The following is a 15,694-nucleotide window of genomic DNA, read 5'->3' as shown; positions in this document are numbered from 1 at the left end:
GGCTGGCGGTGGACAACGCATGGACACACACCACCGTGTTGTTGGGCGAAGCAGTCGACGCTTTGCTTGGCAGTGCTGACACGACTGGCCCCAGCCCGGCGCCAGCGGTGTACGTGGATGCCACTTTTGGCCGGGGTGGCCACAGCCGCCTGATTCTGTCGCGATTGGCTGCAGACGCGCGGCTGATCGCGTTTGACAAAGACCCCGATGCCCTGGCGGAGGCTGCCAGCATCACCGACCCGCGTTTTTCGATTCGCCACCAGGGTTTCAGGCATCTGGATGAGTTGCCTGAGGCCAGTGTGGCCGGGGTTTTGCTTGATTTGGGTATCAGCTCGCCGCAGGTGGACAACCCGGCGCGGGGTTTCAGTTTCAGGTTCGAAGGTCCTCTGGATATGCGCATGGACACCACCCGCGGCACCTCGGTGGCGCAATGGCTGGCCCATGCCGAAGTTGATCAAATAACGGAGGTGATTCGTGACTATGGCGAAGAACGGTTTGCTGGCCCCATTGCAAAGGCGATTGTTGCGCGCCGACAGGCTCGGGGCCCCCTTGTCTCCACCACTGAACTGGCCCAGCTCGTGGCTGACACGGTCAAAACCCGCGAGCCGGGTCAGAACCCTGCAACGCGCACATTTCAGGCTTTTCGGATTTTCATCAACGCCGAGCTTGAAGAGCTGCAACAGGCGTTAGACGGCGCACTCAAGGTGCTTCAGCCCGGTGGGCGGTTGGTGGTGATCAGTTTCCATTCGCTGGAAGACCGCATCGTCAAACAGTTCATCACCCAGCATGCCAAAGAGGTGTATGACCGCCGTGCCCCGTTTGCCGCACCCCAAGTGATGCACCTCAAGGCGCTGGGTCGCACGCGTCCGGGTGCTGCCGAGGTGGCGGCCAACCCGCGCGCCCGCAGCGCGATCATGCGGGTTGCCGAGCGCACAGCCGAACCGATTCGGGGGCACGCATGATGCGCCTGAACATGCTGTTGTTGCTGGGGGTGGTGCTCAGCGCCCTGTACCTGGTGAATGTGCAATACGAGTCGCGCCATCTGTTCTCGGAGCTTGACCGTGCCCGTGCCCAGGCGCACAAACTGGAGCTTGAAAACGAGCGCTTGCAGGTGGAGAAACGCGCGCAATCCACCTCGGCGCGGATCGAGGGGCTGGCCAAGTCGCGCTTGCAGATGCGCCCGGCCAACCCGGCCATTACGACCTATGTGGCCTATGTCGGCGGCGCCAACGAGCAGCCTGGTGCCGGTAAACCCGCCAACCCCAGCAGCGGGCAGTTGAGATGAGCCGCAGCATCGCCTACAACTCCAGCCCCTTGCTGGCCAGCCCGACCCCGGTCTGGCGCAGCAAGTTCATCGTGGCCGCGATTGCCCTGGCTTTTGCCGGTTTGGCCGGGCGCGCGGTGTACATCCAGGTGATTGAAAACGACTTTTTCCAGCGGCAGGGTGAGGTGCGTTTTGCCCGCACGCTGGCGCTGCCGGCCAGTCGCGGGCGCATTCTGGATCGCAATGGGGTGATTCTGGCCTCCAGCATCCCGGTGCCCAGCATCTGGGCGATTCCCGAGGATGTGGACCGCGACCCGGTCAAGCTCAAGAAGCTGGCCAAGTTGCTGGGTCTGACGATGACCGATCTCAACAAGAAGCTCGAAGACGAGGACAAGAGTTTTGTCTGGCTCAAGCGCCAGGTGGACGAGTCGGTTGGCAAAGAGATCGAGGCACTGGCCATCAAGGGCATCTACCAGCGCAAGGAATACAAACGCCAGTACCCGGAAGGTGAGTCAGCCGCCCATGTGGTGGGCTTCACCAGTGTCGAAGACATGGGTCAGGAGGGCATCGAGCTGGCCTTCAACAAGGACCTGGGCGGGCGCAGTGGCTCGCGCCGGGTCATCAAGGACCGCATGGGCCGGGTGGTGGAAGCCGTGGGTGAGCAGATCGCCCCGGTGGATGGCCGTGACCTGCAGCTCAGCATCGACAGCAAGGTGCAATTTTTTGCCTTCCAGACCCTCAAGGAAGCGGTGTTGTTACACAAGGCCAAAGCCGGCAGCGTGGTGGTGCTCGATGTGCACACTGGCGAGGTGCTGGCGCTGGCCAACTACCCGAGTTTTGTGCCGGACAAACGCCAGAACCTCAGCGGTGAACAGCTGCGCAACCGGGCCTTGACCGACAGTTTTGAGCCCGGTTCGACCATGAAGCCCTTTGTCATCGGGCTGGCGCTCAACACCGGGCGCGTCACCCCCAACACCCCGATCCAGACCGCCCCGGGGCGTTTGACCATTGGCAGCGCCACCATTTCCGACTCACACGCGCACGGTGTGCTCAGTGTCAGCGAGGTGATCCAGAAGTCCAGCAACATCGGCACCGCCAAGATTGCGCTGCAAATGCCCGCGCGCGAGATGTGGGAGATGTTCAGCAACGTGGGTTTTGGCCAGAAGCCGCAAGTGCCGTTCCCGGGCGCGGTGAGTGGCCGCCTGCGCCCCTACAAAGGCTGGCGGCCGATTGAGCAGGCCACGATGAGCTACGGCTACGGCCTGTCGGTCAGCCTGATGCAGCTGGCCCACGCCTACACGGTGTTTGGCCGTGACGGTGACCTGGCACCGATCTCGATGCTCAAAGTGGACAACCCGGTCAGCGGCCAGCCGGTGTTCCAGAGCAAGGTGGCACGCGATGTGCGCACCATGTTGCACATGGTGGTTGGCCCCGGTGGAACCGCTTCCAAGGCGCAAACCATGGGTTACTCGGTGGGTGGCAAAACCGGTACCGCCCACAAGCAGGAGGGCCGGGGTTATGCCGGTCACCGTTACCGGGGTGTGTTTGCCGGTCTGGCACCGATCGACGCGCCGCGGATTGTGGTGGCGGTGATGATTGACGAGCCCAGCAATGGCAAATATTTCGGGGGCGACACGGCCGCGCCGGTGTTCAGCAAAACCGTGCAACAAACCCTGCGGGTGTTGGGCATTGCACCTGACATGACGGTGGTGCCCCAGGTGGTCACCGAGACCGTCGAGGAGTCCTTCTGATGCGGCATCTGTCCAGTCCCCAAGAGGCCGTGTCCTGGTTGCGCGCACAGGTGAGTGGCAACTTGCGCACCGACAGCCGCCAGCTGTTGCCAGGTGACGGTTTTCTGGCCTGGCCCGGTGCGGCAGTGGACGCGCGCCAACATGTGGCGGGCGCGTTGGCAAAAGGTGCAGCAGCCTGTCTGGTAGAACAAAGCGGTGCCGAGGCCTTTGCTTTTGATGACCCGCGTATCGCCAGCTACAGCGGCCTCAAGGCCGCCAGCGGTCCGCTGGCCAGCCTCTACTTTGACCAACCCAGCCAAGCCTTGGCCGTGCTGGCCGTCACCGGCACCAACGGCAAAACCTCCACCGCCTGGTGGTTGGCCCAGGCACTCTCGAATTTGAAGCAGGCAGCCCCCATTCCATGCGGGCTGGTGGGTACTTTGGGCATTGGTGTGCCGCCCGATGTGGTGAGCACCGGCCTGACCACGCCCGACCCGGTGGCGCTGCAGTCGGCGTTTGCGCGTTTTGTGGCTCAGGGATTTGGTGCCTGCGCCATTGAGGCATCCTCGATTGGCATCGAAGAACATCGCCTGGACGGCACGCAGATCCACACCGCGATCCTGACCAATCTGACGCAGGACCACCTGGACTACCACGGCAGCATGGAAGCCTATTGGCAGGCCAAGAGCAAACTTTTTGCCTGGCCCGGCCTGTGCGCGGCGGTGGTCAATGTGGATGATGCTTACGGCGCCGACCTGGCCCACACCCTGGCGGGCAGCGCATTGGATCTCTGGAGTGTGTCGATGCTGCCCGGTGTCGGCAATGGCGCGCGCCTGCAGGCGCAGGCGATTGATTACAGCCAGGGCGGAACCCGTTGCACGGTCGTGGAAGCTGAGCAGGCGCTGCCACTGGCCACCGGTCTGATTGGTGACTACAACGTGGCCAACCTGCTCGGTGTGATCGCGACTTTGCGCAGCCTGGGTGTGCCGCTGGCGGCGGCGGTGGAGGCCTGCTCGGCCTTGACCCCGGTGCCGGGGCGCATGGAATGTGTCAACCAGCCAGGTCAGCCGCTGGTGGCGGTGGACTACGCCCACACCCCTGACGCCCTGGCCAAGGCGCTCGACGCCCTGAAACCGGTGGCGGCGCAACGTGGTGGCCAGCTTTGGTGTGTGTTTGGTTGTGGGGGTGACCGCGACACCAGCAAACGCCCGCTGATGGGCGCGGTGGCCGCGAGCCATGCCGACCGGGTGCTGGTGACCAGCGACAACCCGCGCAGCGAGGCGCCCGACGCCATCATTTGTCAAATCTTGCTGGGCCTGAGTGGGGTGCCCGGTGTCATGGTGGAGCCAGACCGTGCCCGCGCCATCAGCCAGGCAATAACGCAGGCCGCCGCCGCCGATGTGGTGCTGGTGGCAGGCAAGGGCCACGAGGATTACCAGGAAATCGCCGGCAAACGTCACCCGTTCCTGGACCTGGACCAGGTGCGCCAGGCGCTGGCGCAACGCGCCCCCAACACCAGCGGGGTGGACGCATGAGCAGCCTGATGACCCTGCAACAAGCTGCCTACTGGCTCGATGGGGCGCAAGCCGTGGGCCTGGACGTGACTGTGCCGGTGGCGATTGCCCGCGTGCACAGCGACAGCCGCAGCTTGCAGCCCGGTGACCTGTTTGTGGCTTTGCGCGGTGAACGTTTTGACGCCAATGCCTTCCTGGCAGAGGCCAAGGCCAAAGGCGCGGTGGCTGCGATTTGCCAGGGCGAGGGCGCCGCAGCCCAACTGGCGCAAGCCGGTTTGCCTGGTTTGGTGGTGCCCGATGCGCGGCTGGCGCTGGCACAACTGGCCACGCAGCACCGTGCCCGGTTTGCACTGCCGCTGATCGCGGTGACCGGCAGCAATGGCAAAACCACGGTGACCCAGATGGTCGCGGCCATCCTGCGCGCCCACCAAGGCGCCGCTGCCCTGTCCACCCAAGGCAACTTCAACAACGACATTGGCGTGCCACTCACCGTGCTGCGTCTGACCCCGGCCAACACCATCGCGGTGGTCGAACTGGGCATGAACCACCCCGGTGAAATTGCCACGCTGGCGGCCATTGCCCAGCCCACGGTGGCGCTGGTCAACAACGCCCAGCGTGAGCACCTCGAATTCATGCACACGGTGCAGGCCGTGGCCGAGGAAAACGGCTCGGTGATCCGTGCGCTGCCTGTTGACGGCGTGGCGGTGTTCCCGGCCGACGATGCTTACAGCCCGGTCTGGGCGGCCTTGGCGGGTCAGCGCAAAGTGCTGACTTTTGCGGCGCAGGCACAAGCAGGTGCCGATGTGTTTGCGTTGCACACCGGTTGGCAGGACGCCGCCTGGCAAGTCAGCGCCAGCACACCCGCCGGTGCGCTGTCCTACAGCTTGCACATCGCCGGTGCCCACAACGTCAAGAACTCCCTTGCAGCGGTGGCTTGTGCGCTGGCCGCTGGTGTGCCGCTGGCCGCCATCGCGCAGGGTTTGAGTGCGTTTGAACCGGTCAAAGGCCGCAGTCGGGCACTGCAGCTGCAGCGCCTGGGTCGCGCCATCACCGTGGTGGACGACACCTACAACGCCAACCCGGACTCGGTGCGTGCCGCCATCGACGTGTTGGCGGCTTTACCCGGGCCGCGCCTGCTGGTGCTGGGTGACATGGGCGAGGTGGGTGACCAGGGCCCGCAGTTCCATGCCGAGGCGCTGGCCCATGCCCGCCAGAAGAATATAGAAAAAGTGCTTGTGACCGGTATACAGAATGGGCAAGCAGCTATGAATTTTGAAGAGATCAAGGTGTACCCCGAGATGATGGATTTACAAGCGGCGGTGCTCAGCACCTTGCCGGAGGTGGCCAGCGTGCTGGTCAAAGGCTCGCGTTTCATGAAGATGGAGCGCGTGGTGGAGGCACTGCTGGCCACCGCTGACGCACCCAAGGGGGTCACATGCTGATCTGGCTGGCCCAATGGTTGCAAACCCTCTCGCCCGAACTGGGCTTTTTGCGCGTGTTCCAGTACCAGACCTTCCGCGCGGTGATGGCTGCGATGACTGCGCTGCTGATGGGCATTGCCGCCGGTCCCTGGGTGATCCGTCGCCTGACCGCCCTCAAGATCGGCCAACCGATCCGCGGCTACGGCATGGAGTCGCACCTGGTCAAAAGTGGCACGCCGACCATGGGCGGGGTGCTGATTTTGCTGAGCATTGCGCTCTCGACCCTGCTGTGGTTTGACTGGAGCAACCGGTTCGTGTGGATCGTGCTGCTGGTGACGCTGGGTTTTGGCGCCATTGGTTGGTCCGACGACTGGCGCAAGGTGGTCAACAAAGACCCCGAGGGCATGCCCTCACGCGAAAAATACCTGTGGCAGTCGCTGATTGGTCTGGCGGCGGCGCTGTACCTGGTGTTCAGCATTTCCGAAAACACCAACTACCGCGTGCTGGAGCTGTTTTTCACCTGGGTGCAGTCGGGGTTCGATCTGAGCCTGCCGCCCAAGGCCGGGCTGATGGTGCCGTTTTTCAAGGAAATCAGCTACCCGCTCGGTGTGCTGGGTTTTGTGATCCTGACCTATCTGGTGATTGTGGGTTCCAGCAATGCGGTGAACCTGACCGACGGGCTGGACGGCCTGGCGATCATGCCGGTGGTGATGGTCGGTGCCTGCCTGGGCATTTTTGCCTACGTCACCGGCAACGCGGTGTTTGCCCGTTACCTGTTTTTGCCGCACATCCCCGGGGCCGGTGAGTTGATGATTTTTTGCGCCGCCATGGCCGGTGCCGGGCTGGCCTTTTTGTGGTTCAACGCGCACCCGGCCCAGGTCTTCATGGGGGACGTGGGTGCGCTGGCGCTCGGTGGTGCTCTGGGCACCATCGCGGTGATTGTTCGGCAAGAGATTGTGCTGGCCATCATGGGCGGCATTTTTGTCGCCGAAGCGGTTTCGGTGATGCTGCAGGTGACGTATTTCAAGTACACCAAAAAACGTTTTGGCAGCGGCAAACGCCTGCTCAAGATGGCGCCCCTGCACCACCATTTTGAGAAAACCGGTTGGAAAGAAACCCAGGTGGTGGTGCGCTTCTGGATCATCACCATGTTGTTGTGCCTGATCGGCCTGTCCACCTTGAAGCTGAGGTGACCATGACAACAACACCCCTTGACACCACGATCACCGCATTGCCCCCCGAGGGGGCTTTGGCCGTTTTGGAACAGCCCGCCAGCAACCCACACCCGCTGCAAGACCAGCCCGTGCTGATCCTGGGCCTGGGTGCCTCTGGCCTGGCGATGGCGCGCTGGTGTGACCGCTGTGGTGCGCAGGTCACCGTGGCCGACACCCGCAGCGCACCGCCGCAGCTGGCCAAGCTGCACAGCGAGCTGCCCGGCGTCCGGTTTGTGGGTGGTGCTTTCACTGCGGCCCTGGTGCAGGGCCCCCATCTGCGTGCGGTGTTCAAGAGCCCGGGTTTGAGTCCGGCCGAGGTTGCTCCTGTGTTTGAAGCGGCCAAGGCAATCGGTATCTGGGCTGCAGGCGAATTGGGCTTGTATGCGCAGGCGCTGGCCCAGTTGAAGGCTGAACGCGGCTACACCCCAGCGGTGTTGGCCATCACCGGCACCAATGGCAAAACCACCGTCACCTCACTGACCGGCCAGCTGGTTGAGCGTGCCGGTAAAACGGTGGCGCTGGCGGGCAACATCGGCCCGACCCTGCTTGACACCTTGGCGCAGCATCTGGACAACAACACCCTGCCCGAGGTCTGGGTGCTGGAGTTGTCGAGTTTTCAGCTAGATGGTGAAACCAGTTTTGAGCCCACCGCTGGTGCGGTGCTCAACATCACCCAGGACCATCTGGATTGGCATGGCTCGATGGCCGCCTACGTCGAGGCCAAGACCCACATCTTTGGTCAGAGTGGCCTGATGGTGCTCAACCGTGAAGACGAGGCCGTGATGGCCATGCTGCCACCACCTGTCAAGGTCAAGCTGCAAAAACCGCAGCAGCGCCCTTGCATCCTGTTTGGTGGTGACCTGCCCCGGCGCCCGGGTGACTTTGGCATCGAGTCGGTCAACGGCATGACCTGGCTGGTGCGGGCGCAGGATGCGGACGAGACCAAACGCAAACGCAGCGAAGCGGCTGACGAGCTGTTCATCCAGCGCCTGATGCCCGCTGACGCCTTGCGCATCCGGGGCCGCCACAACGCCATCAACGCCTTGTCGGCGCTGGCCCTGGCCAGTGCGGCGGGTTGTGCGCTGGCGCCGATGCTTTATGGCCTGCGCGAATACACAGGTGAACCGCACCGCGTGCAGCCGATTGGCACCGTCAAGGACGTGGAGTACTTTGACGACAGCAAAGGCACCAATGTGGGCGCGACCGTGGCCGCGCTGATGGGCCTGGGTGCCGACCGCAAGGTGGTGGTGATTCTGGGGGGTGAGGGCAAGGGCCAGGACTTCGGACCTTTGGCCGAGCCGGTGCGCCGTTATGTGCGTTCGGTGCTGCTGATCGGGCGCGACGCACCACAGATCCGTGCCGCATTGTTGGATACCGGTGTGCCGCTGCTGGACGCCAGCTCGATGATGGATGCGGTGGCCCAGGCCAGCACCCTGGCGCAGGCGGGTGATGCGGTGTTGATGTCGCCGGCGTGCGCCAGTTTTGACATGTTTGACAACTACGAACACCGGGCCCAGGTGTTTGTGCAGTCGGTGGCCCAACTGGCCAGCGACGCCGGTGTGATGTTGGAGGCAAGCGCATGAGCAGCCGCAGTCTGCCCCTGGGTCAGCGCCTGCGTTTGTGGACGCTGGGCGGGCCTGCCGGTGATGTGTTGCCGGTGCGCCTGGGTGCCACCGGCTCGGCACCGGTGCGGGCGCAGGGGTTTGATCAGCCGCTGTTCTGGGTCACCACGGCGTTGCTGTTGTGGGGGCTGGTGATGGTGTATTCGGCCTCGATTGCGCTGCCGGAGAACCCGCGTTTTGCCCAATACACACCGACCTACTTTCTGGTGCGGCACAGCATGTGGCTGGTGATGGCCTTTGTCGGCGCCCTGATGGCCTACCAGGTGCCGTTGGCGACCTGGGAAAAAGCCGCACCCTGGCTGTTTGTTGTCTCGTTGGTGCTGCTGGCCCTGGTGCTGGTGCCCGGCGTGGGTAAAAAAGTCTATGGCGCACGCCGCTGGATTAGCCTGGGGCCGCTGAGTTTTCAGCCCTCCGAGATGGTCAAGTTCACCGTGTTGCTGTACGCGGCCAACTACATGGTGCGCAAGATGGATGTGAAAGAGCGCTTCCTGCGCGCGGTGTTGCCCATGGGCGCCGCCGTGGCGGTGGTGGGGGTGCTGCTGCTGGCCGAGCCCGACATGGGCGCCTTCATGGTGATTGCGGTGATCGCCATGGGCATCCTGTTCCTGGGTGGCGTGAATGCCCGCATGTTCTTCCTGATTGTGGCGGTGCTGCTGCTGGCCTTTGGCACCATGATCGCCACCAGCGAGTTCCGTCGGGAGCGGATTTTTGCGTATCTGGACCCCTGGAGCGAAACCAACGCCCTGGCCAAGGGTTACCAGCTGACCCACTCGCTGATTGCCATCGGGCGCGGCGAGATTTTTGGCGTGGGTCTGGGTGGCAGTGTGGAAAAACTCAACTGGCTGCCCGAGGCCCACACCGACTTCCTGCTCGCGGTGATTGGTGAGGAATTTGGCCTGGTGGGTGTCATTCTGGTGATTGGCCTGTTTTTGTGGATGGTCCGCCGGGTGATGTACATCGGCCGCCAGGCGATTGCGCTGGAGCGGGTGTTTGCCGGCCTGGTGGCTCAGGGGGTAGCGGTGTGGATGGGCTTTCAGTCCTTCATCAACATGGGTGTGAACCTGGGCGCCTTGCCGACCAAAGGCCTGACCCTGCCCCTCATGAGTTACGGCGGCTCCGCCATCCTGATCAACCTCGCTGCCATCGCAGTGGTGCTGCGGATTGACCAAGAAAACAGAACCCTCATGCACGGAGGCCGTGTATGAGGGCTCTGTTTCACCAAAACTGGACCCAGCGCGCAGCGCGTCAGGGCGCGCCAGCGGCCTGGCTGATGCATGGGGGGCGTGTATGAGCAAGTGCGCCCTGATCATGGCCGGTGGCACCGGTGGCCACATCTTCCCGGGGTTGGCGGTGGCTCAGGCGCTGCGCGAGCAGGGCTGGCGCGTGCATTGGCTCGGTGGTCGTGGTCAGCCGGGCCAGCCCAGCATGGAAAGCCAGCTGGTGCCGCCGCAAGGTTTTGCTTTTGAGGCGATTGAATTTGGGGGCCTGCGTGGCAAGGGCCTGAGCACGGTGGCCCTGTTGCCGCTGCGTCTGCTCAAGGCCTTCTGGCAGAGCATCCAGGTGCTGCGTCGGGTCCGGCCCGATGTGGTGGTGGGCCTGGGTGGCTACATCAGTTTCCCCGCTGGTTTGATGGCGGTGGCGTTGGGCAAACCGCTGATCCTGCACGAACAGAATTCGGTGGCGGGTCTGGCCAACAAGGTGCTGGCTGGTGTGGCAGACCGTGTTTTCACCGCGTTCCCGAAGGTGCTTAAGGGCGCCCGGTGGGTCGGTAACCCGCTGCGTGCCGCCTTTTTGAACCTGCCGCCACCCGAACAACGTTTTGCCGGGCGCAGTGGGCCCCTCAAACTGCTGGTGGTGGGGGGCAGTCTGGGCGCCAAGGCGCTCAACGACATCGTGCCGCAGGCGCTGGCGCTGCTGCCACCTGAGCAACGCCCGACTGTGTTGCACCAAAGCGGCGCCAAACAGATTGAGGCCTTGCGCGCCAATTACGCCCAGGCCGGTGTGGCCGCCGAGTTGACGCCTTTCATTGACAACACCGCCCAGGCTTTTGCCGAGGCCGACCTGGTGATCTGCCGCGCCGGTGCCAGCACCGTGACCGAGCTGGCCGCCGTGGGCGCCGCTGCCTTGTTTGTGCCGCTGCCGCATGCGGTGGATGACCACCAGACGGCCAACGCCCGGTTTCTGGTCGATCAGGGCGCGGGTTGGCTGGTGCCGCAGCGCGAACTGACGCCGCAGAAGCTGGCTGACATGTTATTAAAAATGGAGCGATCTACCCTGATGAATCAAGGGCTAGAGGCTAAAAAGTTGCAAAAACTGGAGGCCACCGAGCAGATCGTGGCCGCATGTGTAGAGGTGAGCCCATGACCAGGCTGACGCTGATGCGGACGACTTTCTTTGGCCCCCGCTACGCCCCCCTTGAGCGGGCCAGGACAACCCACGTGGTGGGAGAAAAGAATCTATGAAACACGCCATCAAACACATCCACTTCGTCGGCATCGGCGGTGTTGGCATGTCCGGCATTGCCGAAATTTTGTTCAACCTGGGCTACACCATTTCCGGCTCGGACCAGGCCGACAGCGCCACCTTGCAACGCCTGGCCAGCCTGGGTATCCAGACCTACATCGGCCATGATGCCGCGCATATCCAGGGTGCCAACGCGGTGGTCACCTCCACCGCGGTGCAGGCCGACAACCCCGAGGTGCTGGCCGCCCGGCACAGCCGCATCCCGGTGGTGCCACGCGCGTTGATGCTGGCCGAACTCATGCGCCTCAAACGCGGCATTGCGATTGCCGGCACCCACGGCAAAACCACCACCACCAGCCTGGTCGCCAGTGTGCTGGCCGAGGCCGGACTGGACCCGACCTTTGTCATTGGCGGGCGCCTCAACAGCGCCGGTGCCAATGCCCGCCTGGGCAAGGGCGACTACATCGTGGTCGAGGCCGACGAGTCGGACGCGTCGTTTTTGAACCTGTTGCCGGTGATGGCGGTGGTGACCAACATCGACGCTGACCACATGGAAACTTATGGCCACAACTTCGAGAATTTGAAGAAGGCCTTTGTCGACTTTCTGCACCGCATGCCGTTTTACGGCACCGCCATCCTGTGCACCGACGACCCGGCGGTGCGTGCCATCGTGCCGCAGGTCACCTGCCCGGTCACCAGCTACGGTTTTGAGGAAGGCGCCGAAGTGCGCGCGGTCGATGTGCGCGCGGTGGACGGCCAGATGCACTTCACCGTGCAGCGCCGCAACGGCGAGGTCTTGCCCGACCTGCCCGTGGTGCTGAACCTGGCAGGCCGCCACAACGTGCTCAACGCCTTGTCCGCGATTGCGGTGGCGACCGAACTCAATATTGCCGACGACGCGGTGTTGCGTGCACTCGCCGGGTTCAAAGGGGTGGGTCGGCGCTTTCAGCGGTATGGCGATCTGCCCGCGCGCAACGGTGGCAGCTTCACCGTGGTCGACGACTACGGCCACCACCCCATCGAGATGGCGGCCACGCTGGCGGCGGCGCGTGGTGCCTTCCCCGGGCGGCGCCTGCTGCTGGCCTTCCAGCCGCACCGCTACACCCGCACCCGCGACTGTTTTGACGACTTCGTCAAGGTCATCGCCCAGGCCGACGCGGTCTTGTTGACCGAGGTCTATGCCGCCGGTGAAACCCCCATCGTCGCCGCTGACGGCCGCAGCCTGGCGCGCGCGCTGCGTGTGGCCGGCAAGATCGAACCGGTGTTTGTGGACCAGGTGGCCGACCTGCCCCAAGCCATTGCCGACAACGCCCGCGACGGTGATGTGGTGCTGTGTATGGGCGCAGGCTCCATTGGTGCGGTGAGTGGCAAGGTGGTTGATTTGCTCTCGAATAAAGAGCTAACAGCGCAGGAGATATAAGGGGTATGAGCCAATTTGATATAAAAACCGAGAAAGTCGCCGTGCTGCTGGGTGGCCAGTCCGGCGAGCGTGAGGTGTCGCTGATGTCGGGTGCGGGTGTGCTGGAGGCGCTGCGCTCGGTGGGTGTCAACGCCCACGCGTTTGACCCGAGCCAGCGCGACCTGAGTGAACTCAAGAAAGAGGGTTTTACCCGCTGTTTCATCGCCTTGCATGGCCGTTTTGGTGAAGACGGCACGGTGCAGGGCGCGCTGGAGTTGCTGGGCATCCCCTACACCGGCCCGGGCGTGATGGCATCGAGCATTGCCATCGACAAGATCATGACCAAACGCCTGTGGTTGGCCGACGGCCTGCCCACACCCGCCTGGCGTCTGGTGGCCAGCGCCCAGGCCACCGAAGCCGCGTATGCCGAGCTGGCCCAGCCCGGAGCCCCCATGATTGTCAAACCTGCACGGGAAGGCTCGACCCTGGGTCTGAGCAAGGTCACCGCTGCCGACCAGTGCGCCGCCGCCTACGCGCTGGCCGCTGGGATGGACGAAGAAGTGCTGTGTGAACAGTTCATCGCGGGTGACGAAGTGACCGTGCCGGTGCTCGGCAGTGCTGCCCAGGCGCGGGTGCTGCCGGTGATCCGCATCCAGGCGCTCGACGGCAACTACGACTTCCAGGCCAAGTACTACACCAACACCACGCGTTACCTGGTGCCCGCCGGTTTGCCCGAGGGTGAAGAGGCCGCGATCCAGGCGCTGGTGTTGCGGTCCTACCAGAGCCTGGGTTGCCGCGGTTGGGCACGTGCCGACGTGATGATCGACGCGGCCACCCGCCAACCCTACCTGCTGGAGATCAACACCTCGCCGGGCATGACCAGCCACTCGTTGGTGCCGATGTCGGCCAAGGCCGCTGGCATCAGCTACCCCGAACTGTGTCTGCAGGTGCTGCAGACCGCCACCCTGGACCACGCCCTCGCATGAGCCAGACCACCCCCCTGCCGATGGACGTTCGCCTGATGCATGCTGTGGCCAGCCTGCTGTTTGCCGCTGCGGCATTGGCGGGCCTGAGCGCGCTGCTGGCCTGGGGGGCCCGACTACCTGCGTTTGCCATCCGCGAGGTGCGTGTCACCGGGGATGTCAGCCACTACAACGCCATCACCTTGCGTGCCAATGTGATCCCGCGGCTGCAGGGCACCTTCTTCACGCTGGACGTGGCGGCGGCACGCCAGGTGTTTGAGACCATCCCTTGGGTGCGCCAGGCGATTGTCCGACGCGAGTTTCCGAACCGCCTGAATGTGCAATTACAGGAGCACCAGGCCCTGGCGTTCTGGGGCCCGGAGGGCTCTTCGAGCATGGTCAACAGTTTTGGCGAGGTGTTTGATGCCAATGTCGGTGAGCTCGAGCAGGACAACCTGCCGCGCCTGAGTGGCCCAGACGACCAGTCGGCCCGGGTGCTGGCTATGCAGCAGACGCTGCAGCCGCTGCTTGCGCGCCTGGACATGACGATCAATGCGCTGGAGCTCACCCCACGCGGAGGCTGGCGCGCCCAACTCGATACCGGCACCGAGGTGGAGCTGGGCAGCGGTGAGGCCCCCGAACTGGTGGCCCGTGCCGAGCGTTTTCTGGCCACCGTGACCCAGGTCACCGCACGGTACCAGCGCCGACCCGAGCAACTGGCTTCGGTCGATCTGCGCCACACAGACGGTTATGCGATGCGGCTGGAGGGGGTGACCACCCTCGACAGCACGGCCAGCAAACAACAGTAATGCAAGACAACAGGTGACATCATGGCAAAAGATTACAAAGATTTGGTTGTTGGTCTGGACATCGGCACCGCCAAGGTGATGGTGGTGGTGGCCGAAGTGTTGCCCGACGGCCACCTCAAACTGGCGGGTCTGGGCGTGGCGCCCAGCAACGGCCTCAAACGTGGTGTGGTGGTCAACATCGACGCCACCGTGCAAAGCATCCAGCAGGCTTTGAAAGAAGCCGAGTTCATGGCCGATTGCAAGATCACACGCGTCTACACCGGCATCACCGGCAGCCACATCCGGGGCATCAATTCCCACGGCATGGTCGCCATCAAGGACCGCGAAGTCAGCGCCGCCGACGTGGCCCGCGTGGTGGAAACCGCCAAGGCGATCAACATCTCGACCGACCAGCGCCTGCTGCTGGTGGAGCCGCAGGAGTTCATCATCGACGGCCAGGACGTGAAAGAGCCGATTGGCATGAGCGGCATCCGCCTGGAAGCCAAGGTGCACATCGTCACCGGTGCACAGAGTGCCGCCGAGAACATCATCAAATGTGTGCGCCGTTGTGGCCTGGAGGTCGAGCAACTCATGCTCAATCCGCTAGCGTCGAGTCAGTCAGTGCTGACCGAAGACGAGCGTGAATTGGGTGTAGCCCTTGTCGATATTGGGGCGGGCACGACTGATTTAGCCATTTTCACCAACGGCGCCATCCGCCACACTGCGGTGATTCCGATTGCCGGTGACCTGATCACCAGCGACATCGCCATGGCGCTGCGTACACCGACCAAGGACGCCGAAGAAATCAAGGTCGAAAATGGTTTTGCCAAACAACTGCTGGCCGACCCCGAAGCGCAGGTGGAGGTGCCGGGTCTGGGTGACCGTGGCCCGCGCATGCTGAGCCGCCAGGCACTCGCTGGTGTGATCGAGCCGCGGGTGGAAGAGATCTTCAGCCTGGTGCATCAGGTGATGCGTGAATCGGGCTTTGAGGAAATGCTCTCCAGCGGCATTGTGCTCACCGGCGGCAGCTGTGTCATGCCGGGCATGGTCGAGCTCGGTGAAGACATCTTCCTCAAACCGGTGCGCCGTGGCATTCCCAAATACACCGGTGCTCTGTCCGACATGGTGGCCCAGCCACGTGCGGCCACGGTGATGGGCCTGCTCGAAGAGGCCCGACTGGCGCGTCTGCGTGGTTTCAAGGTGGCGCAGAAAAACGGTTCGATGAAAACCGCGTTCAGCGGCATCAAAGATTGGTTCGTAGGTAATTTTTAGCATGAAGCACCCCCCTTCCCAACTGCAAGGCAGCCTGTCACGACG

At 63.6% G+C, this 15,694-nt stretch carries 13 protein-coding genes; all 13 read left to right on the top strand.

Annotated elements, in window-relative coordinates:
• Window positions 1–8 precede the first annotated feature (8 nt).
• The 13 genes from rsmH (at window position 9) to ftsA (ending at window position 15,649) form a co-directional block, all read left to right on the top strand.
• Window positions 9–962, top strand: coding sequence for a 16S rRNA (cytosine(1402)-N(4))-methyltransferase RsmH (rsmH, locus tag RF819_RS07350; RefSeq protein WP_078364388.1), 954 nt, complete (start codon window positions 9–11; stop codon window positions 960–962).
• Window positions 959–1,285 carry a cell division protein FtsL gene (gene ftsL / locus RF819_RS07345; RefSeq protein WP_078364387.1) on the top strand — a complete coding sequence of 109 codons (327 nt, stop codon included), beginning with the start codon at window positions 959–961 and terminating at the stop codon, window positions 1,283–1,285. The genes rsmH and ftsL overlap by 4 nt, the downstream gene beginning before the upstream one ends.
• Window positions 1,282–3,015: a peptidoglycan D,D-transpeptidase FtsI family protein gene (locus tag RF819_RS07340; RefSeq protein WP_078364385.1), complete on the top strand. Its 1,734-nt coding sequence runs from the start codon at window positions 1,282–1,284 to the stop codon at window positions 3,013–3,015. Before ftsL ends, RF819_RS07340 begins: the two co-directional genes overlap by 4 nt.
• Window positions 3,015–4,529, top strand: a complete 1,515-nt coding sequence (locus RF819_RS07335) for a UDP-N-acetylmuramoyl-L-alanyl-D-glutamate--2,6-diaminopimelate ligase (RefSeq protein ID WP_078364384.1) — start codon at window positions 3,015–3,017, stop codon at window positions 4,527–4,529. Before RF819_RS07340 ends, RF819_RS07335 begins: the two co-directional genes overlap by 1 nt.
• Window positions 4,526–5,950: a UDP-N-acetylmuramoyl-tripeptide--D-alanyl-D-alanine ligase gene (locus RF819_RS07330; protein WP_078364383.1), complete on the top strand. Its 1,425-nt coding sequence runs from the start codon at window positions 4,526–4,528 to the stop codon at window positions 5,948–5,950. The genes RF819_RS07335 and RF819_RS07330 overlap by 4 nt, the downstream gene beginning before the upstream one ends.
• A complete protein-coding gene (gene mraY / locus RF819_RS07325) occupies window positions 5,944–7,122 on the top strand; it encodes a phospho-N-acetylmuramoyl-pentapeptide-transferase (RefSeq protein ID WP_078364382.1) in 1,179 nt (392 codons plus the stop codon). The genes RF819_RS07330 and mraY overlap by 7 nt, the downstream gene beginning before the upstream one ends.
• A gap of 2 nt (window positions 7,123–7,124) precedes the next feature.
• Window positions 7,125–8,726, top strand: coding sequence for a UDP-N-acetylmuramoyl-L-alanine--D-glutamate ligase (gene murD / locus RF819_RS07320; protein ID WP_078366820.1), 1,602 nt, complete (start codon window positions 7,125–7,127; stop codon window positions 8,724–8,726).
• Window positions 8,723–9,970 carry a putative lipid II flippase FtsW gene (gene ftsW, locus RF819_RS07315; RefSeq protein ID WP_078364379.1) on the top strand — a complete coding sequence of 416 codons (1,248 nt, stop codon included), beginning with the start codon at window positions 8,723–8,725 and terminating at the stop codon, window positions 9,968–9,970. The genes murD and ftsW overlap by 4 nt, the downstream gene beginning before the upstream one ends.
• 82 nt (window positions 9,971–10,052) lie before the next feature.
• Window positions 10,053–11,129 (top strand): undecaprenyldiphospho-muramoylpentapeptide beta-N-acetylglucosaminyltransferase, encoded by a 1,077-nt coding sequence (gene murG, locus RF819_RS07310; RefSeq protein ID WP_078364378.1) that lies wholly within the window; start codon window positions 10,053–10,055, stop codon window positions 11,127–11,129.
• Between the two features lie 94 nt (window positions 11,130–11,223).
• The gene (gene murC, locus RF819_RS07305; RefSeq protein WP_078364376.1) at window positions 11,224–12,648 is read left to right on the top strand and encodes a UDP-N-acetylmuramate--L-alanine ligase; all 1,425 of its coding nucleotides are present in this window, start codon (window positions 11,224–11,226) and stop codon (window positions 12,646–12,648) included.
• A gap of 5 nt (window positions 12,649–12,653) precedes the next feature.
• Window positions 12,654–13,613, top strand: coding sequence for a D-alanine--D-alanine ligase (locus tag RF819_RS07300; RefSeq protein ID WP_078364374.1), 960 nt, complete (start codon window positions 12,654–12,656; stop codon window positions 13,611–13,613).
• Entirely contained in the window at window positions 13,610–14,398 is a 789-nt protein-coding gene (locus tag RF819_RS07295) for a cell division protein FtsQ/DivIB (protein ID WP_078364373.1), read from the top strand. Before RF819_RS07300 ends, RF819_RS07295 begins: the two co-directional genes overlap by 4 nt.
• Window positions 14,399–14,419: 21 nt before the next feature.
• Window positions 14,420–15,649, top strand: a complete 1,230-nt coding sequence (gene ftsA / locus RF819_RS07290) for a cell division protein FtsA (protein WP_078364371.1) — start codon at window positions 14,420–14,422, stop codon at window positions 15,647–15,649.
• Window positions 15,650–15,694 lie beyond the last annotated feature (45 nt).

Source organism: Rhodoferax fermentans, assembly GCF_002017865.1.
GTDB lineage: Bacteria > Pseudomonadota > Gammaproteobacteria > Burkholderiales > Burkholderiaceae_C > Rhodoferax > Rhodoferax fermentans.
The sequence above is the reverse complement of the archived record's forward strand: the minus strand, read 5'-3'. Positions and strand labels throughout refer to the sequence as shown.

Excerpts from the sequence above, each read along its gene's own strand:
- ftsL (WP_078364387.1), top strand. The coding sequence starts at position 959 with ATGATGCGCCTGAACATGCTGTTGTTGCTGGGGGTGGTGCTCAGCGCC.
- RF819_RS07340 (WP_078364385.1), top strand. The coding sequence starts at position 1,282 with ATGAGCCGCAGCATCGCCTACAACTCCAGCCCCTTGCTGGCCAGCCCG.
- RF819_RS07335 (WP_078364384.1), top strand. The coding sequence starts at position 3,015 with ATGCGGCATCTGTCCAGTCCCCAAGAGGCCGTGTCCTGGTTGCGCGCA.
- RF819_RS07330 (WP_078364383.1), top strand. The coding sequence starts at position 4,526 with ATGAGCAGCCTGATGACCCTGCAACAAGCTGCCTACTGGCTCGATGGG.
- mraY (WP_078364382.1), top strand. The coding sequence starts at position 5,944 with ATGCTGATCTGGCTGGCCCAATGGTTGCAAACCCTCTCGCCCGAACTG.
- murD (WP_078366820.1), top strand. The coding sequence starts at position 7,125 with ATGACAACAACACCCCTTGACACCACGATCACCGCATTGCCCCCCGAG.
- ftsW (WP_078364379.1), top strand. The coding sequence starts at position 8,723 with ATGAGCAGCCGCAGTCTGCCCCTGGGTCAGCGCCTGCGTTTGTGGACG.
- murG (WP_078364378.1), top strand. The coding sequence starts at position 10,053 with ATGAGCAAGTGCGCCCTGATCATGGCCGGTGGCACCGGTGGCCACATC.
- murC (WP_078364376.1), top strand. The coding sequence starts at position 11,224 with ATGAAACACGCCATCAAACACATCCACTTCGTCGGCATCGGCGGTGTT.
- RF819_RS07300 (WP_078364374.1), top strand. The coding sequence starts at position 12,654 with ATGAGCCAATTTGATATAAAAACCGAGAAAGTCGCCGTGCTGCTGGGT.
- RF819_RS07295 (WP_078364373.1), top strand. The coding sequence starts at position 13,610 with ATGAGCCAGACCACCCCCCTGCCGATGGACGTTCGCCTGATGCATGCT.
- ftsA (WP_078364371.1), top strand. The coding sequence starts at position 14,420 with ATGGCAAAAGATTACAAAGATTTGGTTGTTGGTCTGGACATCGGCACC.